The 20,249-nt window shown below is 71.8% G+C and carries 18 protein-coding genes; 2 read left to right on the forward strand and 16 right to left on the reverse strand.

Going from position 1 to position 20,249, the window contains the following annotated elements; genetic code table 11:
• Positions 1–48 precede the first annotated feature (48 nt).
• From AWX74_RS10695 to rimP, 5 genes are all read right to left on the reverse strand, one after another.
• The gene (locus tag AWX74_RS10695) at positions 49–378 is read right to left on the reverse strand and encodes a DUF503 domain-containing protein (protein ID WP_006543553.1); all 330 of its coding nucleotides are present in this window, start codon (positions 376–378) and stop codon (positions 49–51) included.
• 83 nt (positions 379–461) lie between these two features.
• On the reverse strand, positions 462–3,584 hold the full coding sequence (gene infB / locus AWX74_RS10700; protein ID WP_091274430.1) for a translation initiation factor IF-2: 3,123 nt from the start codon (positions 3,582–3,584) through the stop codon (positions 462–464).
• A gap of 232 nt (positions 3,585–3,816) precedes the next feature.
• The gene (locus AWX74_RS10705; RefSeq protein ID WP_341271970.1) at positions 3,817–4,170 is read right to left on the reverse strand and encodes a YlxR family protein; all 354 of its coding nucleotides are present in this window, start codon (positions 4,168–4,170) and stop codon (positions 3,817–3,819) included.
• Between the two features lie 7 nt (positions 4,171–4,177).
• Positions 4,178–5,266, reverse strand: a complete 1,089-nt coding sequence (gene nusA, locus AWX74_RS10710; RefSeq protein ID WP_091274432.1) for a transcription termination factor NusA — start codon at positions 5,264–5,266, stop codon at positions 4,178–4,180.
• Positions 5,263–6,258 (reverse strand): ribosome maturation factor RimP, encoded by a 996-nt coding sequence (gene rimP, locus AWX74_RS10715; RefSeq protein WP_091274436.1) that lies wholly within the window; start codon positions 6,256–6,258, stop codon positions 5,263–5,265. The genes nusA and rimP overlap by 4 nt, the downstream gene beginning before the upstream one ends.
• 365 nt (positions 6,259–6,623) lie before the next feature.
• On the opposite strand from rimP, the gene AWX74_RS10720 reads away from it, so the two are divergent.
• Positions 6,624–7,235: a hypothetical protein gene (locus tag AWX74_RS10720; RefSeq protein ID WP_242666174.1), complete on the forward strand. Its 612-nt coding sequence runs from the start codon at positions 6,624–6,626 to the stop codon at positions 7,233–7,235.
• The gene (locus AWX74_RS10725) at positions 7,232–7,717 is read left to right on the forward strand and encodes a DUF4439 domain-containing protein (protein WP_193209824.1); all 486 of its coding nucleotides are present in this window, start codon (positions 7,232–7,234) and stop codon (positions 7,715–7,717) included. The genes AWX74_RS10720 and AWX74_RS10725 overlap by 4 nt, the downstream gene beginning before the upstream one ends.
• A 115-nt stretch (positions 7,718–7,832) precedes the next feature.
• Here the strand turns inward: AWX74_RS10725 and AWX74_RS10730 are convergent, their stop codons facing one another.
• The 11 genes from AWX74_RS10730 to rlmN form a co-directional block, all read right to left on the reverse strand.
• Positions 7,833–8,813, reverse strand: a complete 981-nt coding sequence (locus AWX74_RS10730) for an HAD family hydrolase (protein WP_091274439.1) — start codon at positions 8,811–8,813, stop codon at positions 7,833–7,835.
• 102 nt (positions 8,814–8,915) lie between these two features.
• A complete protein-coding gene (locus tag AWX74_RS10735) occupies positions 8,916–9,371 on the reverse strand; it encodes an RrF2 family transcriptional regulator (protein ID WP_006545460.1) in 456 nt (151 codons plus the stop codon).
• A 92-nt stretch (positions 9,372–9,463) separates the two neighbouring features.
• Positions 9,464–10,507, reverse strand: a complete 1,044-nt coding sequence (locus AWX74_RS10740; RefSeq protein WP_091274443.1) for an ABC transporter permease — start codon at positions 10,505–10,507, stop codon at positions 9,464–9,466.
• A complete protein-coding gene (locus AWX74_RS10745) occupies positions 10,497–11,258 on the reverse strand; it encodes an ABC transporter ATP-binding protein (protein WP_091274446.1) in 762 nt (253 codons plus the stop codon). Before AWX74_RS10745 ends, AWX74_RS10740 begins: the two co-directional genes overlap by 11 nt.
• Before the next feature lie 106 nt (positions 11,259–11,364).
• Positions 11,365–12,438, reverse strand: coding sequence for an ABC transporter substrate-binding protein (locus tag AWX74_RS10750; RefSeq protein WP_091274450.1), 1,074 nt, complete (start codon positions 12,436–12,438; stop codon positions 11,365–11,367).
• 256 nt (positions 12,439–12,694) lie between these two features.
• A complete protein-coding gene (locus AWX74_RS10755; protein ID WP_054564985.1) occupies positions 12,695–13,546 on the reverse strand; it encodes a GNAT family N-acetyltransferase in 852 nt (283 codons plus the stop codon).
• 16 nt (positions 13,547–13,562) lie between these two features.
• On the reverse strand, positions 13,563–14,717 hold the full coding sequence (gene ispG / locus AWX74_RS10760) for a flavodoxin-dependent (E)-4-hydroxy-3-methylbut-2-enyl-diphosphate synthase (protein ID WP_054564986.1): 1,155 nt from the start codon (positions 14,715–14,717) through the stop codon (positions 13,563–13,565).
• Between the two features lie 260 nt (positions 14,718–14,977).
• Entirely contained in the window at positions 14,978–16,165 is a 1,188-nt protein-coding gene (locus AWX74_RS10765; RefSeq protein WP_054564987.1) for a M50 family metallopeptidase, read from the reverse strand.
• Positions 16,165–17,415 carry a 1-deoxy-D-xylulose-5-phosphate reductoisomerase gene (gene dxr, locus AWX74_RS10770; RefSeq protein WP_054564988.1) on the reverse strand — a complete coding sequence of 417 codons (1,251 nt, stop codon included), beginning with the start codon at positions 17,413–17,415 and terminating at the stop codon, positions 16,165–16,167. Before dxr ends, AWX74_RS10765 begins: the two co-directional genes overlap by 1 nt.
• Before the next feature lie 155 nt (positions 17,416–17,570).
• Positions 17,571–18,890 (reverse strand): CE1 family esterase, encoded by a 1,320-nt coding sequence (locus AWX74_RS10775; protein ID WP_242666175.1) that lies wholly within the window; start codon positions 18,888–18,890, stop codon positions 17,571–17,573.
• Positions 18,891–19,057: 167 nt separating this feature from the next.
• Positions 19,058–20,200: a dual-specificity RNA methyltransferase RlmN gene (gene rlmN, locus AWX74_RS10780; RefSeq protein WP_091274453.1), complete on the reverse strand. Its 1,143-nt coding sequence runs from the start codon at positions 20,198–20,200 to the stop codon at positions 19,058–19,060.
• Positions 20,201–20,249 lie beyond the last annotated feature (49 nt).

Below are 20,249 nucleotides of genomic sequence, written 5' to 3' on the forward strand. Positions count from 1 at the left end.
ACCGCAGCGGAGATGCGCCAGCAGCCTGGATGACCACCCGGAAGCGTCCTAGGACAGGGCTGTCTCCGAGCAGGTCATGCCGTCGGCATCCTGATCGGACAGGTAGCGCACCCGCGCCGAGAGAATTTCCAGCTCAGGGCGCCCGGCCACCAGGTCCTCGCAGGCGCTGAGCACGTCCGCGCAGTGCGCCCGGTCCGCGGCCACGACGGCGACCCCGATCTCGACTCGACGGTGCAGATCGTGGCTCCCGGTCTCCGCGACGCTGACGACGAACCGCCGGCGAAGCTCCGCGACGACCGGCCGAACCACCGACCGCTTCTCCTTCAGGGAGTGCACGTCCCCGAGAAGGATGTCCAGTGTCAGACTCCCGATCCACATGATCTTTCCGCGACCTGTCGGGCGACGTCCCGGGGCCGGTCGAACCCGCGCACACGGGTTCGACCGGCCCCGGCTTCGTCGGATCAGGTGCGGGGAACCTCCCGCTGCTCGAAGGTCTCGATCACGTCATCGATCTTGATGTCGTTGAACGACCCGAGACCGATACCGCACTCGTAGCCCTCGCGAACCTCGGTCGCGTCGTCCTTGAAACGCTTGAGCGAATCGACGGTGAGGTTGTCCGCGACCACGACACCGTCCCGGATGAGCCGGGCCTTGGTGTTGCGGCGGATGATGCCGGACCGGACGAGCGAACCGGCGACGTTGCCCACCCGAGGAACGCGGAAGACCTCGCGCACCTCCGCGGTGCCGAGCTGAACCTCCTCGTACACCGGCTTGAGCATGCCCTTGAGGGCGTTCTCGATGTCCTCGATGGCCTGGTAGATCACCGAGTAGTAGCGGACCTCGACACCCTCACGGTCAGCCAGCTCCGTCGCCTTGCCCTGCGGCCGGACGTTGAAGCCGATGATGACCGCTTCCGAGGCCGACGCCAGCATGACGTTGGTCTCGGTGATCGCACCGACACCGCGGTCGATGATCCGAAGGCCGACCTCGTCGCCGACGTCGATCTTGAGCAGAGCGTCCTCGAGGGCTTCGACCGAACCCGACACATCGCCCTTGAGGATGAGGTTGAGCTGGGTCTTCTCGCCCTCCTTCATCCGCTCGAGGATCGACTCCAGCGTCGGGCGGCCACGGCTCAGCGCCAGCTCGGCGTTGCGCTCGCGGGCCTGCCTGCGCTCCGCGATCTGCCGGGCGACCCGGTCCTCGGGCACGACGAGGAAGTTGTCACCGGCGTCGGGAACGCTGGTGAAACCGAGCACCTGCACGGGCCGGGCCGGGCCGGCCTCCGCCACCTGGGCGCCGTTCTCGTCGAGCATCGCCCGGACGCGGCCGAAGGCCTCGCCGGCGACGACCGAGTCGCCGACCCGCAGGGTTCCGCGCTGGACCAGCACGGTCGCCACCGGGCCGCGCCCACGGTCGAGGCGACCTTCGATCGCCACACCCTGAGCCTCGGTCCCCGTCGGGGCCTGCAGGTCGAGGGATGCGTCCGCGGTCAGGATGACCGCCTCGAGCAGCTCGTCGATACCGGTCCGGTTACGGGCCGACACGTCGACGAACATCGTGTCGCCGCCGTACTCCTCCGCCACCAGGCCGTACTCGGTGAGCTGGCCGCGGACCTTCGCCGGGTCCGCGCCCTCCTTGTCGACCTTGTTCACCGCGACCACGACCGGCACACCGGCCGCCTGGGCGTGGTTCAACGCCTCGATCGTCTGCGGCTTCACACCGTCATCCGCCGCCACCACGAGGACCACGATGTCGGTCACCTGCGCACCACGGGCACGCATCGCGGTGAAGGTCTCGTGACCCGGGGTGTCGATGAAGGTGATCGGACGCTCGGTGCCGTCGACGTTCGCCCGCACCTGGTAGGCACCGATGTGCTGGGTGATGCCGCCGGCCTCGCCGCCGACGACGTCCGTCGAGCGGACCGCGTCGAGCAGCTTGGTCTTTCCGTGGTCGACATGACCCATGACCGTGACCACGGGGGGCCGGGCCGAGAGCTCGATGTCGTCGCCGTACTCGCCGCCGAAGGAGAGGTCGAAGCTCTCCAGGAGCTCCTTGTCCTCGTCCTCGGGGCTGACGATCTGCACGTCGTAGCCCAGCGTCACACCAAGCAGCTGCAGCGTCTCGTCCGTGCAGGACTGGGTCGCGGTGACCATCTCACCCAGCTGGGTGAAGACCACCTGGACCAGCGCACCGGGGTTCGCGTCGATCTTGTCCGCGAAGTCGGCGAGCGACGCACCGCGAGGAAGCCGGATCGCCTGGCCGTTGCCGCGCGGGACCATCGCCCCCATGCGCGGCGCCTCAAGCCCGCTCTCCCATTCCTGCCGCTTCGCGCGCTTGGACTTGCGCTGCCGGCCGGGACGCCCACGACCGCCGGGCCCGAAGGCACCGGCCGTCGTTCCGCCGCGGCCACGACCACCGGCAGCCGGACGCCCGCCGCCGCCGGGACCGCCGCCGCCACCGGGACGACCGGGAGCACCGCCACCGCCGCCACCGCCACCGGGACGACCGGGGGCGCCGCTACGGAAGCCGCCACCGCCACCGCCGGGACGCGGGCCACCGCCACCGCCACCGGGACGACCGGGAGCACCGCCACCGGGACGGCCGGGAGCACCGCCCGCCGGACGCGGCTGGAACATGTTCGAGTTCGGGCGCGGGCCACCGGAGCCACCGGGGCGCGGCGGCATCTGGTTCGGCGACGGACGCGGACCACCGGGACCACCGCCGGTGCCACCGGGACGCGGCGGCATCTGGTTCGGCGACGGACGCGGACCACCGGGACCACCCGGGCCGCCGGGGCGCGGGCCACCTGGGCGCGGGCCACCCGGGCGCGGAGCACCGGGACGCGGCGGCGCCGAGGGCGAACCGCCCTGGCCGGAGCCGGCACGCGGGCCTGCCGACGGAGTGGTGTACGGGTTGTTGCCCGCACCCGCGGGCCGGGGACCGGGCCGCGGGCCAGGGCGAGGACCGCCACCCGCGCCGGGACCGCCGGGCCTCGGGCGAGGCTGGGCCGGGCCGGGCCGGGGACCGCCGGCCGTCGGGCCAGCCGGGCCCGGACGCGGCGCCGAAGCACCGGGCGGGGTGGCTGGCGCGGAAGGCGTGGACGGTGCGACTGGCGCCGCGGGCGGCGCTGCTGACGCCGCGATGGGGCGGGGGTGCTGGGGAAGCGGCGCGGACGGCGGGGCGGCCGGCGGCTGCGCCACCGGGGGCTGCGCCGCAGGCGGAGTGGCCGCCGGCCCGGACGGCCTCGCGATGCCGGGCATCGGGCCAGGACGACCCGGAGCACCCGGGGCACCGGGGGCGGGGCGACCGGCAGGGCCGGGCCGCGGGCCGGGACGACCGGGCATCGGACCCGGACGAGGCGGCGGGGTCGGCCGGGCACCGTTACCGGGCCGCGGGCCGGGGCGTGCGGGCGAGGCGGAACCTTCCGCGGGGAAGGCTTCCTTGAGCTTGCGGACTACGGGTGCCTCGACGGTGGACGAGGCGGACTTAACGAACTCGCCGAGATCCTTCAGTTTGGCGAGCACGGTCTTGCTGTCGACGCCGAGCTCTTTCGCGAGCTCATGTACGCGGGCCTTTCCTGCCACGGTGCTCCTTCGTTCGGCCCGCGGTCCATGCCCGCGTGACCTCGTTACCTGCTGGTCGTGATCATGGCTGCGTTCTCACTGCGCGGTCATCGCTGTCTCGACCTGCTTCCCTGTCGACGTCGATCTGGCGTCGCCTTCCGGCGCGAGCCACCCGAACCGAAACCTCCGGAACGGGTACCGCTCCGCTGTCACACCGGACTCCACGCTGGCGCGTGTAGCCCGTACCACTGTTCTACATGCCTCTGTTGCGCGTGCGCAGTTCCAGGTACGCCCTGACCTGGTTCAGCCCGAGCGGCCCGGGAACCCGCAGCGCCCGCGGGAACGCCTTGCGGCGCTCCGCGAGATCGACGCAGCCCGGGTCGGGGTGCACATGTGCACCCCGACCATGCATCCGGTGGCGAACATCCGGGAGGAGCTCCCCACCTACCACGACGATACGCAACAGGTCCGACCGCGCCACCCGGGCCCGACAACCGACACAGGTACGAACCGGCCCTACCGGGATCGCGGTTCCGGAGATCATGGCACCGGAGATCGCGGTTCGGGCTGGGGACACATGAGGAGTCGGCTCCGCACGGCGCGCCATGATAAGTCTATCCCGTTGCGCCCCGAGAGTGGCCCCCCGCCGTGGAGGACCTCCGCGGCCCTGTTCCGGATCCGTTGTGCCGGGGCGCGGCGTCCCCGGTTGGCTGGTCCGCACGGTCCGGGTTCCCCTCGGTGTCGGAGTGGATGTCGATCCGCCAACCGGTGAGCCGCGCCGCGAGCCGGGCGTTCTGCCCTTCCCGGCCGATGGCGAGCGACAGCTGGTAGTCGGGCACGACAACCCGGGCGGAACGATTCGCCAGGTCGGTGACCTCGACCTTCGAGACCCTCGCCGGTGAGAGCGCGCTGCCGACGAACGCCGCGGGATCCGCCGACCAGTCGACAATGTCGATCTTCTCGCCGTGCAGCTCCGCCATGACGGCGCGCACCCGGCTCCCCATCGGCCCGATGCAGGCGCCCTTCGGGTTCACCCCCGGCGCCTTCGAACGCACCGCGATCTTGGTGCGGTGGCCGGCCTCGCGCGCGATCGCCGCGAGCTCGACCGTGCCGTCGGCGACCTCGGGCACCTCGAGCCGGAACAGGCCCTTCACCAGCTCCGGGTGGGTCCGCGAGAGGGTGACCGTCGGGCCGTGGGCTCCTCGCGACACATGCACGACGTAGCACTTGATCCGGTCGCCGTGCTCCAGCCGCTCACCGGGCACCTGCTCGGCCGGTGGCAGCACGCCCTCGACCGTGCCGAGGTCGACCAGCACCACCCGGGAGCCCGCGCGCTGCTCGTGGTGCTGCACCACCCCGGAGACGACCTCATGCTCCCGGTCGGCGTACTGGCCGTAGGTCACTTCCTGCTGCGCCTCCCGGAGACGCTGCATGATGACCTGCTTCGCGGTCATCGTCGCGATCCGACCGAAGTCCGCGGGCGTGTCGTCCCACTCGCGCGAGGTGCCGTCCGGAGCGCTCTCGCGGGCGAAGACGGCCACCTCACCGCTGGTCCGGTCGATCACCACCCGAGCATCGTCAGCGGAGCCGGTGGTGTGCTTGTAGGCGGTCAACAACGCGGTTTCGATCGCTTCGACGAGCGTGTCGAAGGCGATCTCCTTCTCGCGCTCGATTCCCCGCAGCGCAGCGACGTCGAGCTTCACCGGTTCATCTCCTTGCTGTTCCGGCCGCCGCGGCCCGCTTCCGCGCCCACGGCATCATGATCTTCCGCTGTCTCGTCGGTGTCCGCTGTCTCGTCGGTGGGATCCGCACCGTCCGCGCCGAGGTGCTCGACACCCTCGTCGGCGGCATCTGAGTCGTCGAAGCCCTCGACGTCCTCGACGTCCTCGACGTCGTCAAGGTCGACGACGTCGTCAAGGTCCTCGACGTCGTCGACATCCTCGATCTCGGTCTCCAGGTCCGCCCCATGCGATCCGGTCGCGGCCTCGCCCTCGTTCTCACCCGAACCGCCCGGCTCGGAGCCGGCGGGCGCGCCGAACTCGACCTGCACCGTCGCCCGGGTGACGGTGCTGTAGACGACGCGCTCCAGCCGGGTGCGCGCCGGGCGGCCACGGCGAGCGACGCCGGTCGGGATCGCCAGATCAGCACCATCGTCACCGGCGGAGAGCACCCTGCCTTCGATCTCGCTGCCGTCAGCACGGCGGACGAGCACCAGCCGGCCGACCGCGCGACGCCAGTGCCGCGGCTCCACCAGCGGGCGATCGACCCCGGGCGAGGTCACCTCAAGAACGTAGGGCCCGCCGAGCGGACCGGCGCCGGACCCCGACGGCGGGCGGGCACCCGCCGCGTCGCCCTGCTCGGCCGCGGAGCCCTGCTCGTCCTCATCGAGAGCCGCCGAGACGATCCTGCTCGCATCCGCGACCGCATCAAGATCGATACCTTCGTCGCGGTCGACGACGACTCGGATGACACTGCGCGAACCCGCCCGCGCGACGGTCACATCCTCGAGATCGAAACCGGCCGCGGCCAGCCTTGGCTCGAGCCGACCGCGCAGCTGGGCGCGTATGGCGTCCGCCGCCGCCCGGCTCTCGCCTGCGGCCGGCGACCCGCCGGCGGTCTGTGCCCTGCCGGTGCCCCGGGACGACGCCGTCGGCCGACGGACCTCCGCCCGGCCGGAGTTTCCCGCCCTAGCCACCTAGCCTGTCCCTTCCCCCACCGACGCGGCGCCTCTGCCCGCGGCCTGTTCCTCCGGCGACCGACCGCGGCGACGCAAAAGCAGCCACATTACCCTCGGATGCGCCCTCGCCCCGGATGCCGCCCGGACGCGATGGGGACCCGATGCACTGTCGCCAGCCCAGATGCACTGCCGCCAGCCCCGACGCGCTGTCGCCCCGCGTGCGCGCGCCCGCCGGGTCAAGCGTCGAGCGTCACACAGTCGAGATCCTTAGCCTACGTCTGCGGACGGGCCTCTCCAATTTCGGGCCGGTCCGGCGACCGGACCGGCCCGGCGGTGCGACCGCGGGGCCGGCACCGGGCCGCCCATGTGCGAAGCTGCCTGCCGTGCCCACAGCAGTCGGTTCCGGTCCGTCGCGCCGGGCGATCCTGGCCGCTGTCCCGCTGGTCGGCGCCGGAGCATCGGTCCTTCTCGCCTCGGCCGGCTGCACCAGCTCGGACCCGGTGGCCCCGACGCCGACGGCGAACCCGGCTGACGTCGCGGCCGCCACGGCAGCCCACCAGCGGGAAGCCGAGCTGCTGACCGCCTACGACGCCGCGATCAGCCGCCATCCCGGGCTCGCCACGACACTGCGCACGATCCGCGCACATCACGCCGACCACGCCAGCGATCTGGCCGCCCTCGGGTTGCCCGGCGTCGGCGCGTCCGCTACATCCGCGACATCCGCGGCGCCCACGACATCCGCGGCAGCGGCGACAGAACCCACGACGTCCGCCGGGGATCCTGCGCCGAACACCGCGGACCCAGCGGACACATCCGAGACACAGGCCGCCACGCTCACCGCCCTCGCGGCCCTAGAAGGCACCACCGCCACCGCGCACCGGGCCGGCTGCCTCACCGCGAGCACGGGCCTGGCGGGGCTGCTGGCGAGTCTGTGCGCGGCCGAGTCCGCGCACGCGGAGCTCATCGGCAAGGCGCAGCCGACGGTGGCCCGGTGACCGCCACCACCGGGGTCGCCGCCTCGGCCGCACCCGACCCGCAGGCCAGGGCGCTGTCGTCGATGCTGGCCTCGGCGCACGCCGCCGTCTACGCGGCCGCCGCGGCGGGCGGCGTACTCGCCCCGCTGGGCGACGCGGCCCGCCCCGCTCGGGATCTGGCCAGGACCGCCCTCGACAATCACCGCGCTCTGCGGGACACCCTGGTCGCGATGCTGAGAACACGCGGAGCGACGCCTCCCGCTGCGCTCGCCGCCTATCGGCTGCCGGTCGAGCCGGCGGGTGTCGCCGGATCACTCGACCTCCTCGCCCGCATCGAGGACCAGTCAGCGGTTTCCGCCCTCGCCGCGGTGGACGTTCTCACCGGTGCCGACCGGGAGATGGCGGTCGACACACTGGTCGCCATGACGCTGCGGGGGCAGCGAGCCCGGCTCGCCGCCGGTGTCGCCCCGGCGTCCGTAACCGCCGCTTTTCCCGGCCGCTGAGCGGCCACTCGGCAGGCAGGGATCCGGGCAGCGCTGCCCGCTCGCCGCACGGAGCCCCTCGCCGCACCGAGGCCGGTCGAACGGATGCTGGTCGTCGGACGGCGGGCGTCCGGAATCAGCGCGGTGGTGGCGTCCCCGGCCTGGCCGCCCCGAACGCGTCGAGGACGTCGAGAAGCTGTCCGAGCCGGGCGATGACCGCGTCCGCGGCGACAGGCCGCTGTCCCCCGACACGTTCCTCGTCATCCCGAGGAATCGGATCGGCAAACGGATTCGGGCGGGCCGGTCCGGCCAGCTCCGTCCGGCCCGGTCCGAGACCGCCGGGTACGAGACCGCCCGGTCCTGGACCGGCCCGGCCATCCGCGACGAGGACGGTGCGCATGCCGGCGGCTCGGGCACCACGGATGTCGGTCTGCACGCGGTCGCCGACGAAGAGAACACGGGACGGATCCACCAGCCCGAGCGCGTCAAGCACAGCCTGGAACGCGATCGGATGCGGTTTGTCGAACGGAAGATCACTGGTGTAGACCCGCGCGTGGAACAGACCGAGCAGGCCGTCCCGCTCAAGCAGCCGCTCGTGCCACAGCCGTGGCCAGCGGGTGTTCGTCAGCAGGCCGACGAGCAGGCCACGGGCGCGAACGAGGTGCACGAGCAGCAACGCCTCGGGGTCGCACATCGTGTGCGGGGTCCACGCCGCCAGGTCACGACGGGTGGCGGCCTGCAGCACCGCGGCGGCCACGTCGACACCCAGCCGGGCCGAGGCCTCGGCGAGCAGCTCGGTGACCGAGCCGGTCATCCCGTCCTGGGCACCGTTCCCGGACAGCCCGTCGGCGCCCTCCCGGCCCCGCCACCAGGCTGATTCCAGCCCGGCCAGGATCGCGGTGATCTCATCCGCGTGCGCCGGCGAGATCTCGATGGCGGCCATTCGCCACAGGTCGAGCAGGTCCACGTCGTGGAACGGCGTCAGTGTGCCGCCCCAGTCGAAGACCACGGCTTCGAGCGGCCTTCCGCCGTTCGGGCCCGAAGCCCCGACGGCAGCCGGGTCGACGGCTCCGCCGACAGCCGGGTCGGTGCCCTGCGTGAACCACGAGAAGGCCACCCGATCACCGAGCTGGCCGCTGGCCCACGGCTGGCCGGCGGCCCGCGACTGCCTGGTGACCAGCGGCCGTCTGGTGGCCTCTGGCCATGTGGTGGCCCCTGCCTATCTGGTGGTCCATGCGTCCGGATCCTCCCGCAGCTCACAGACGATGTCCGGCAGTTTCCCGCTGGCGACGTCGGCGAGGGTCACGGCTTCCAGTACCCGGCGCAGGTTGACCCTGGTCGCGATCCAGACGTCCTGGAGATGCTTGGCCGCGCCCTCGTAGTGCGCGGTCTCCGGTGGACGGCCGCGGACGCTGGCCAGCGGGCCGTCGGTCGCCCGGATCACCGTGGCGATCGTGATGTCCTCCGCAGGGCGGCAGAGCTGGTAGCCGCCGTCGGCACCGCGGCGGCTCTGCACGAGGCCGCTGCGCCGCAGGTCGGTGAGGATGTTTTCCAGGAAACGCAGGGGGAGGTCCTGTGCCGAGGCGAGGGTCTCCCCCTTGACGAGGTTGCCGTCCGAGGCAGCGAGCGTGAGCAGGGCCCGCAGTGCGTAGTCGGCCCGGGCGGAGATCTGCATGGCACTATCTTGCAGCCCGCAGCGCCGAGCGGCGCTCGGTGGCCCCGCGGACCTGGGTGGCCGGGCAGCCCAGGTCGCGCGAGGGCGGCCGGTCAGACCCCGGTACCGGACGGGCCCTGGCCGCCGCCCGCGGGTGCCGGCAGGTGCCCCCCACCCGGCTCGGCACCCGGCCCGGCGACCGCCTCCGGGCCGGGTCGCCGGGGCCCACGGGCCGCCTTGACCGCGGCCGAGCCTTCGGCCAGCAGGCCCCTTCGCTGCCGCATCCGCCGGTCGAGGGCGTTGAAGGCGGCATCCACGACCACGCCGACGACGAAGATCGTCAGCATGGACACCATGACACCGACGGTGTCCGAAAGGTCACGGGCGTTCTGCAGGTTGGCACCGATCGAGGGATGGCCGGGGACGATGACGATCAGCTCGCCGGCCATCAGGCTGCGCCATGCGAACGCCCAGCCCTGCTTGAGCCCGGCGAGCACCGACGGCAGCGCCGCCGGGGCCACGACATGCCGATAGAGCGCGAAGCCCTTCGCCCCCATGCTGCGCCCGACCCGGACCAGCAACGGCGGGACGTAGTCGACGCCGTAGATGACGCCGTTGGCCACCGACGGAGCGGCCCCGAGCACGACGACGAACATGATGGCCGACTCGCTGAGCTGGAACAGCAGGATCGCGAGCGGGAACCAGACGATGGACGGCATCGTCTGCAGCGCGGTGATGAACGACCCCACCGCGGTCCGCAGCAGCGCGAAGCGCGCGACCGCGAGTCCGACGGCCGCGCCGATGACCACCGCGAGCGCGTAGCCCTGGCCGGCACGACTGAGGGTCCGGCCGAGCGCGTCCCAGAAGTCGGCGGTGCCGAGCTGGCTGAAGAACTCGGGCAGGGCCTCGTCGGGGCCCGGCAGCACATAGGTCGGCTTCCAGCCCGACCAGACGACCGCCTGCCAGAGCAGCAGGAACAGCGCGAACGCGGCGACCTTCGGCCAGGTCGCGGACCACGTGCGGCGGGCCAGCGGACGCTGCTCGCCCACCGGGATGTCGAGCGCGTCGAGGCCGGCCAGTGTCTGGTCCGGCGTCCCGTCCGACGTCCGGTCCGGCGTCCGGAGCGAGGGCACGCCGGTGTCGGTGTCAGTGGCCATGACGCGCGACCTCCTCCCGCAGCCGTGCCGTCACGGCGGCGGCCAGCTCGGAAACCTGGGGCTGATCGATGCGGCGCGGGCGGTCGATCTCGACGTCGAAGACCTGCGCGACCCGGCCGGGCCGGGAGGAGAGCAGAACGATCCGGTCCCCCAGCCGCACGGCCTCCCGCACGTCATGGGTGACGAACAGGACGGTGATGCCGGTCTCGCGCCAGATCCGCTCCAGCTCGTCGTGGAGGAGGTCGCGGGTCATCGCGTCGAGCGCCCCGAACGGCTCATCCATGCAGAGGATGTCGGCCTCCTGGGCGAACGCCCGGGCCAGGCTGACCCGCTGCCGCATGCCCCCGGACAGCTCGTGCGGACGCCGGTCCGCCTGCCCGGCGAGGCGGACCATCGCGAGCAGCTCGCGAACTCTCGCCTCCCGCGCCGCCTTCGGCACCCGGCGCAGTTTCAACGGCACCTCGACGTTGCCCCCGGCGGTCAGCCAGGGCAGCAGGGCCGAATCCTGGAACATCATCCCGACCCGGCGCCCACCGGTGTCGACCGTGCCCGTCGTGGGCTGGTCCAGGCCGGCCACCAGCCCGAGCAGGGTCGACTTGCCGCAGCCGGATGCTCCGAGCAGGCAGACGAACTCACCGGGCCGGACATCCAGCGTGATGTCGTCCAGTGCGCGGACCTGACCTGCGCCGCCGCCGAAGACCCGGCTGACGCCGTCGATCCGCAGCGCCGCGCCCGTCGTGAGAACGCTCAACGCTTGCTCCCCTCGGGATATGTCGTGCGCCGGAGCGGGTGTCGTGGCGGCATATGGCCGCCACGACACCCGCTCCGTTACCTGTCTGTGCTCTCGCGCCCGTGGGCTACTTGTCCGCGACCGCCGGCTCGCCCGCATCGGCGAGAATCCTGTTGACGACCGAGAGGTCGAAGATCCCGTCGAGCTGGGGGTCCTTGATGAGCCCGAGCTCCTCCTGGTGCGCGGCCGAGGTGAACAGCGACTTCGCGACCGGGTCCGGGCTGAACGTCAGGCCCTTCCAGGCGGACGAGACGACGTCGTCGGCGAGCGGCTTGCCGGTGAGCTTCTTCAGCGCCTCGTTCGCGGCGGCCTGCCCGGCGGCCGGGTCGTCGTTCAGCTGGTTGATCACATTGATGTTCGCCGTGATCAGCCGCTCGACGATCTCCGGGTTCTTCTTCAGGTAGTCCGTGCGGACGAGCAGGACGGTGGTGACGAACTTGCCGTCGGTCTCGGGCCACTCGTCGGCCTCGTCGACGAGGACGTGGCCGCCCTCCGAGACCAGCCTGGACGCGGTCGGCTCGGGCACCCACGCGCCGTCGATGGCACCGGACTTGAACGCGTCGACGGTGACCGAGTTGTCCTGCGGGCGGATCGAGACGTCGCCGCCGCCCTTGGTGTCGGTCTCGAAGCCCTTCTTCTTGAGGAAGTAGCGCAGCGCGACATCCTGGGTGTTGCCGAGGCTCGGGGTGGCCAGCGTCTTGCCGCGAAGCTGGTCGACCGAGGTGATCTCCGGCTTCACCACCAGCGCCGCACCGCCGGAGGTCACCCCGGAGACGATCCGGATGGCTTCGCCCCTGGACTTGATGAAGGTGTTGACGGCCGGGTTCGGACCGATGAAGCCGGCATCGATCGCGCCGGAGAGGATCGCCTCCGCCTCCTGCGTGCCCGAGTTGAACGTCGAGGGCGCCAGCTTCACTCCGGAGCCGAGCTCCTTGGCGAAGGTGCCCTGCTCAACGCCGACCAGCGCCGGGGCGTGGGTGAGGTTCGGGAAGTACCCGAGCCGCAGGGTTCCCGTGACCTCCCCGGAGGCCGCCACGGACTCCGACCCCCCGTCGTCGCCCGAGCAGGCGGCCACCGTCAGCGCTAGCGCACTGGCAGCAACCAGTGGCACGAACCTGCGCCACAGACCCTGGGGCTTCATCACGTTCCGTACCCTCTCCCACACACCCGATCGTTCAACAAACTCGATCGAATGCGTCTTGTCGATTGATTACGTCGAGAAGGTAAGGATGCCAGAGATAGGGCGATAGCGCCACAGCAATGAACACAGACACCGCAAAGCATCGCGATCAGTGATCGAACGACCACGATCCAGCGATTTCGGGCGGTGGAGGCGGTGGAGAAGGAGGCGACCTGACAGTCGCCGGTGAGAGCCGGGCTCAGCCCGGACGTCCGCGCTAGAAGAGGATCGAGGCGAACGTGCCCACGCGCTCGAAGCCGACACGCTCATAGGCGCGGCGCGCGACGTGGTTGAAGTCGTTCACGTACAGGCTCACGACCGGAGCGAACATCGCCCGGGCCAGCGCGACGACGCTGGCGGTACCGGCGGCGCCGAGGCCGCGGCCGCGTAGCGCCGGGTCAACCCACACGCCCTGGATCTGGCAGACGTCCCCCGCGACGGCACCGAGCTCCGCCTTGAACAGCACCCGGCCGTTCTCGATGTGGGCGAAGGACCGCCGCTGCCCGATGAACTCGGCGACCCGGGAGCGGTAGAGCGCGCCACCGTCGGCGCCGACCGGCGAGACCCCGATCTCCTCGGTGAACATCGCGATGCAGGCGGGGAGCAGGATGTCCAACTCGTCTGGCCGGACCTGGCGGACCCCGGGATCGGGCGCGATCCTGGGCTCGTCGTTGATGGCGAGTAAGGGCTGCTCGCCGCGGATCTCCCGGGCCGGGCCCCACACCGGCTCCAGATGCCGCCACATCGCGGCGACCGCCGAAGCGACGCCGACAATCGACGAACAGCGGCGCCCCTGGCGGCGGGCCCGCTCGGCGAACAGCTTCGCCGAGTCCGGGCCCGCCCCCACGGGCCAGAGGTTCGCGCCGGAGTAACACAGGGCTGTGAGGGTGCCGTCGACCGTGTGCCCCCAGACCTCGGCGCCCAGGCGCCAGGGATCCAGGCCACACGCCGCCACCCGCGACGCGACGAACACGTCCGCGACCGGGTTGCGGCTCAGCAGCTCGGTGACCGCGGGAAGATCCCGGTCATCGAGCAGCCTCGTCGGAGTGGAGCGAAGCGGCAGACCCATCCAGCCCTTCCCGTTGTCAGGCCACAGACACCGACGGCGTACCGGAGGCCGCGCCGTCAGCCTCCATCTCCTCCGCGATTCGCATGGCCTCCTCGATCAGAGTCTCCACGATCTGCGCCTCGGGGACCGTCTTGATTACCTTGCCACGGACGAAGATCTGACCCTTGCCGTTGCCGGAGGCAACGCCGAGGTCGGCCTCGCGGGCCTCACCCGGGCCGTTCACGACGCAGCCCATGACGGCCACGCGCAGCGGCACCTCCATGCCCTCGAGGCCCGCGCTGACCTCGTTGGCGAGGGTGTAGACGTCGACCTGGGCCCGGCCACAGGCCGGGCAGGAGACGATCTCCAGTCGCCGCTCCTTGAGCCCGAGCGACTCCAGGATCGCCGCGCCGACCTTGACCTCCTCGATCGGAGGAGCCGACAGCGAGACCCGGATCGTGTCGCCGATGCCCTCGGCCAGCAGGGCTCCGAAGGCGACCGCCGACTTGACGGTGCCCTGGAACGCCGGGCCGGCCTCGGTGACGCCGAGGTGCAGCGGGTAGTCACAGGCCTGGGCCAGCAGCCGGTAGGCCTGAATCATGATCACGGGGTCGTTGTGCTTCACCGAGATCTTGATGTCGCGGAAGTCGTGCTCCTCGAACAGCGAGCACTCCCACAGCGCCGACTCGCAGAGCGCCTCCGGGGTGGCCTTGCCGTACTTCTCCAGCAGGCGCTTGTCGAGCGACCCGGCGTTGACCCCGATCCGGATCGGGGTGCCGGCGCCCTTCGCGGCACGCGCGATCTCCCCGACCTTGTCGTCGAACTGCTTGATGTTGCCCGGGTTCACCCGGACCGCGGCGCAGCCCGCGTCGATCGCGGCGAACACGTACTTCGGCTGGAAGTGGATGTCGGCGATCACCGGGATCGGCGACTTGCGCACGATCGCCGCGAGGGCGTCCGCGTCGTCCTGACTCGGAACGGCGACCCGCACGATCTGACAGCCGGCGGTGGTCAGCTCGGCGATCTGCTGCAGGGTGGCGTTGACGTCCGAGGTCAGCGTGGTGCACATCGACTGGATGGAGACCGGGGCGTCACCTCCGACCGGCACGTTGCCCACGTGGATCTGCCGGCTGACCCGCCGGGTTCCGACCGGGCGGGGCGGAGCGGCGGGCATGCCCAGAGTAACGGTCACGATGTCCTCACTGGCGTGTCGGATTCTTGATCGTCAATTGGCGACCCAACCCCGGTTCGTAAGCACGACCGGGGAATCCGGGTCGATCAGGTCCGAGCCGATTCACAGATCGGCCGGATCGGTCAATCAGGTCGATGGACGTCGTGCGGAGGCGGCGCACTCACGACGGCCGGCGCGACGCCCGACCGGATCCGCCGGATCGACCGGCGACCGGGACGTCCACTGACCACCACCGCGCGCCACCGCGGGTACACGGCGGCTCACTGGTTGATGCGGATGGGGTTGACGATGTCGGCGGACAGAATGATCAGACTGAACCCGACGAGAACAACGACCGTGGCGTACGTGGCTGGTAACAGCTTCGCGAAGTCCACCGGCTGCACTGGACCTCGGTAACCACGCAGCCGCCGCAGTCCGTGTCGGGCCTGCTCGAAACCGAGCACCGCGATGTGCCCGCCGTCGAGCGGGAGCAGCGGCAGCAGGTTGAAGATCCCGATGGCGAGATTGATCGCGGCCACGAGGAACAGGAAGACCCCGATGCGGTCGGACCAGTCCTCGTCAGCGGTGACCACGTCGCCACCGAGGCGGGCCGCGCCCACCACACTGATGAAACCGCTCTCGTCGCGGTTGTCACCGAAGATGCGGCTGATGTCATCGAGCCGTTCGGTGAACGTGTCGTACATCCCGGTAAACCCGGAGCCGATCACCTTGAAGGTCTCCGGAACGGCTCCGAGCACCCCGTAGTGAACGGACTCCTGCCCCGGCCTGACTCCCAGGGCTCCGACCGGGTCCTTCCCCTCGCCACCAGTCCTGCGGTCACGCAGGACCTCGCCGAGGTCGGGGCGCAGGGTCAGCTGCCGGCCGTCCCGGGAGACGACGAGCTCGGCGGGCCCGGGCCCGTGCTCGCGCACCAGCCGGGTGAAGTCCTCCCACGTGGTGATGGACGTTCCCTCGAAGCTCACCACCCGGTCGCCCTTGAGCAGCCCGGCGGCCGCCGCCGGGCCGGCCCCGGTGCACTCGGTCTGGCCCGCCGCGGGCAGGCACGTCGTCTCCCCGATCAGCGTCTCGCTGGTCTGCTTGGTGCCGAGAGTGACCAGCACGCCGTAGATCAGCACGATCGCGATGACGAAGTGGACGAACGAGCCCGCGGACATCACGACCAGCCTCGCCCGTGCCGGGGCCTTGTAGAAAGCCCGCGGCTCGTCAGCCGGGTCGATCTCCTCGAGGGAGGTCATTCCCTCGATCTTGACGAACCCGCCGGCCGGGATGGCCTTCACCCCGTACTCGGTCTCCCCGCGCTGCTTCGACCACAGGGTGGGGCCGAAACCGACGAAGAAGCGGGACGCCTTCATCCCGAAGTACCGGGCCGTGACGAAGTGCCCGGCCTCGTGCAGGACGACCGAGACAAACAGGGCGAGGACGAAGGCTGCGATGCCCAGGGCTGCCATCAAGCACGTCCTCCGGCCGCCACAGGTCGCCCACCGGCCTGTTCGATCAGACGGTTCGCCGCGGCACGGGCCTCGCGCTCGGTCTCGAACACCTCGTCCAACGTCGGACGGGCGATCACCTCGTGCGCTTCCACCACCTCAGCCACCAGGTCGACGATACGGACGAACGGCAGCCCACCCGCGAGAAAGGCCGCGACGGCCTCCTCGTTCGCCGCATTGAACACCGCCGGAGCTGTGCCACCGAGCCGGCCCGCCGTCCGGGCGAGGTCGACCGCGGGGAACGCGACGGTGTCGAGTGGCTCGAAGGTCAGCGACTGCGGCCGGGTCCAGTCCATCGGCGGCTGTGCCAGGGGCACCCGGTCCGGCCACCCCAGCGCCAGGGCGATGGGCAGGCGCATGTCCGGCGGCGACACCTGCGCGATGGTCGAACCGTCGGTGAACTCGACCATCGAGTGGACCAGCGACTGCGGATGAACGACGACCTCGATGTCGTCGTAGGGCACCCCGAAGAACAGGTGCGCCTCGATCAGCTCGAGGCCCTTGTTCATCAGCGTCGCCGAGTTGATGGTGACCAGTGGCCCCATCGCCCACGTCGGATGCGCGAGCGCCTGCTCGCGAGTGACGCCGGCCAGCTCGTCCCGGCTCCGCCCGCGGAACGGACCGCCGCTGGCGGTCAGCACCAGCTTGTGGACCTCCTCGCGCCGCCCCCCGCGCAGGCACTGGGCCAGCGCGGAGTGCTCGGAGTCCACCGGTACGAGCCGGTCAGGATTGCCGCCCAGCGCCTCGAGCACCAGCGGGCCTCCGGCGACCAGGGACTCCTTGTTCGCCAGGCCCACCGTCGCGCCTGCCTTGAGCGCCGCCAGGGTCGGGGCGAGCCCGACCGAGCCCGACACCCCGTTGAGAACGATGTCGGCCGGCCAGGACGCGATCTCGACGGCCGCGTCGGGCCCCGCGAGAATCTTGGGAACCGCGAACTCCCCGCGGCGGTACCCGCGTCGGGACGCCTCCGCGAAGAACGCGAGCTGCAGATCCTGCGCCGCGGACGCGGCGGCCACACCGACCGCCTCGACGCCGAGATCGAGCGCCTGCTCCGCGAGCAGGTCCACCCGTGACCCGCCGCCCATCAGCGCCACCACCCGGAACCTGTCCGGGTTGCGGCGTACGACATCTATCGCCTGGGTTCCGATCGAGCCGGTGGACCCGAGCAGAACCACTTCACGCTGGACCGAAGCCTCCGCCACACCGCCCATTCTCGCAGGCCCTTCGACGCTTGGACCGAGGCCTGTTCGGTTCCTGACACGTGCAACCCGAAGGTGTGCATTGGGTGCACCCGCGCCTACCCGCGGTCAGCGCCGAACACGCTGACCTGCCCCGTAGCCACTGGCCTCTCACCTGGCGTCAACCCTCACCCGCCAGCGGCCGCCGGGCTCGCCGATGCGGTAGCGGACACAGAGGGGACCACTGGAGTGGGGGACGGAGTCGGTCCGGTCGTGGGCTCGGTGGTGCTATCCGGTACCGCGGATACGGACGGTTCCGGGCCTGCCGACCTCGTCGCGGACGCCGGTGCCGGGCTCGTCGTGGGAGCGGCCGGCCTGGTCGCACCGCCCCCGGCCGTGCCACCGCCGCCGGACGCACCCCCACCGGTGACCGTCCGGCCGTCGGCCGGATGCCCGCCGAAGAACTCCAGGGCGACGACGGTCGCGCTCAGGCTCGACACGGTGGCCCCGAGCTCGGGCCGCGCGGCCGCGCCCGGCCAGGTGTGACCACCACCCTTGATGGCCAGCACCCCGACGTCCTTGCCCGTCGGGCAGGACGTCCAGGCAGTGAGCGCGGCGCTGGACATCTCCGCGCCGGCGGAATGCTCACCTCCGCAGCCGAACGCCCTGGCGTACCGGTCGGTACGGCTCTCGACGGGCTGCGCGACCAGCCCCACGAAGGGCGCGGTACGGGCCGGGCCGCCGCCGTCCCAGGGAGCTATCGCGTCCGCGGTTCCGTGCATCTCGAGCAGGTTCGCGCGCGGATCCGCGCAGTCGTCCGGGATCCGGCTCGCCGCGACCGTGACAACGGCCGCGAACCGGTCGGGCAGCGCGCAGGCGAGCTCCAGCACCATGTCGGCGCCATCGGAGAAGCCGCTGGCGAACACCCGCTTCGAGTCGAGGCACATCCGGCCCGTCAGGTCGTTGAGCACCGTGCCGATGAACAGAACGTCGTCGGGGCCGACCTCGGCCGAGCGAGTGAGGTTCCACCGGGCGGACACGCCGACCGGGGTGACGACCGCATAGCCCGATCTGGTCCCCGCGTCAGCCATCCCGGTGTACTGCTCCAGCTGGTCCACGGACTGGTCGCGGTCGTGCAGGTTGACGACGAGCGGAAGCGCCGTGCCCGCCCTGGCGCCCTGGGGCACGGCGAGCCGGTACTGCCGATCCGTGCCCGCGACGGTGACGGTCTCGGTGGTGACCCCGGACGGCAGGCTCTTGCCCGTCTGGCAGCCGCTGGCCGGCGGCGCCGGCACGGTGGGAAGCGCGGCCAGCGCGGCGGCACCCGAAGCCCCGGCCCTGCCCAGCGCGGTCGCGACCGGCGCCGCGGCATCGGATTTGCCCGACGGGGACTGTGACATCGCGTACCAGAGCAGCAGGAGGAGCACCCCCGCCGCGGCGGTGATCGGCAGCCAGAGCGTGCTGTTCGGCCGGGAGCCGTTGCGCAGCGCACCGGAGCGAGCCCGCACCCGGCCCGCGGCCGACCTCGCCGAGCCCGCGGCCGACCTCGCCGAACCGACACCAGATCTCGCTGATCCGACACCAGGTCTCGCTGATCCGCCGGTCGACCTCGCCGAACCGGCGCCGGGCCGGCCGTTGCCTCGCCGACGCCCGGCAGGGCTCCCGAACGCCACGGCTAGCGCCCCGTCCGCCGACGGGCCGGCGGTTCGGCCGCGAGCTGGCCGCACGCGGCGGCGATCTCCCGGCCGCGGGTGTCGCGCACTGTCGCCGTGACGCCGCGGGCTCGCAGTCGATCCACGAAGACCCGCTGGCCGCGGGGGGCGCTCGCCTGCCAGGACGAGCCGTCCGTCGGGTTGAGCGGGATCAGGTTCACATGTGCCAGCTGGCCGGCGAGCAGGGCGCCGAGGGCGTCCGCCCGCTCGGGAGAGTCGTTGACGCCGTCGATCAGCGCGTATTCGATGCTCACCCGCCGGCCGGTGATGCGGGCGTAGTCCCAGGCAGCCTCGAGGACCTCGGCCACGGGCCACCGCGTGTTGATCGGAACGAGCTCGTTGCGCAGCTCGTCGTCCGGCGCGTGCAGCGAGAGCGCGAGCGTCACCGGAAGCCCCTCACCGGCCAGCCGACGGATCCCCGGCACCAGGCCCACCGTGCTCACCGTCAGGCTCCGCGCCGAGAGACCGAGACCGTCCGGCGTGGGCTCGACGAGCCGCCGCAGCGCGGCGAGCAGCGCGTTGTAGTTCGCCAACGGCTCACCCATGCCCATGAACACCACGTTCGACAACCTGCCGGGCCCACCGGGCAGGTCGCCCCGAGTCATCGTGCGAGCCGCATCCACCACCTGTTCGACGATCTCGGCCGTCGAGAGGTTGCGGGTGAGACCACCCTGGCCCGTCGCGCAGAAGGGACAGGCCATACCGCAGCCCGCCTGGCTCGAGACACAGACGGTTGTCCGCTGCGGGTACCGCATCAGCACGGACTCGATCTTGGCGCCGTCAACCGTGCGCCAGACGGTCTTGCGGGTCTGGCCACCGTCACAGTCCGCCGTGGTGGCGGCGGTGAGCAGCCGCGGCAGCAGCGAGTCGACGAGCGTCGCCCGGACCTGCGCGGGCAGGTCGGTCATCGCGGCGGCGTCCTCGGCCCGCAGATGTCGGGCGAAGTAGTGCCGGGCGAGCTGGTCGGCCCGGAAGGCCGGCAGGCCGAGCGACTCGGCCACGGCACGCCGTTCGTCGCGGGAGAGGTCCGCGAGGTGACGCGGCGGGCGAGACCGCACTGCCACCAGTGGCAGGAGGTCTCCGGAATCGGCGGTCGTGGCAGTCATCGCCTGTCCAGTCTGCCAGGCAGTCCGGCGAGACGGCGCCCCGGTGATC

This window comes from Parafrankia irregularis (assembly GCF_001536285.1).
Lineage (GTDB): Bacteria > Actinomycetota > Actinomycetes > Frankiales > Frankiaceae > Parafrankia > Parafrankia irregularis.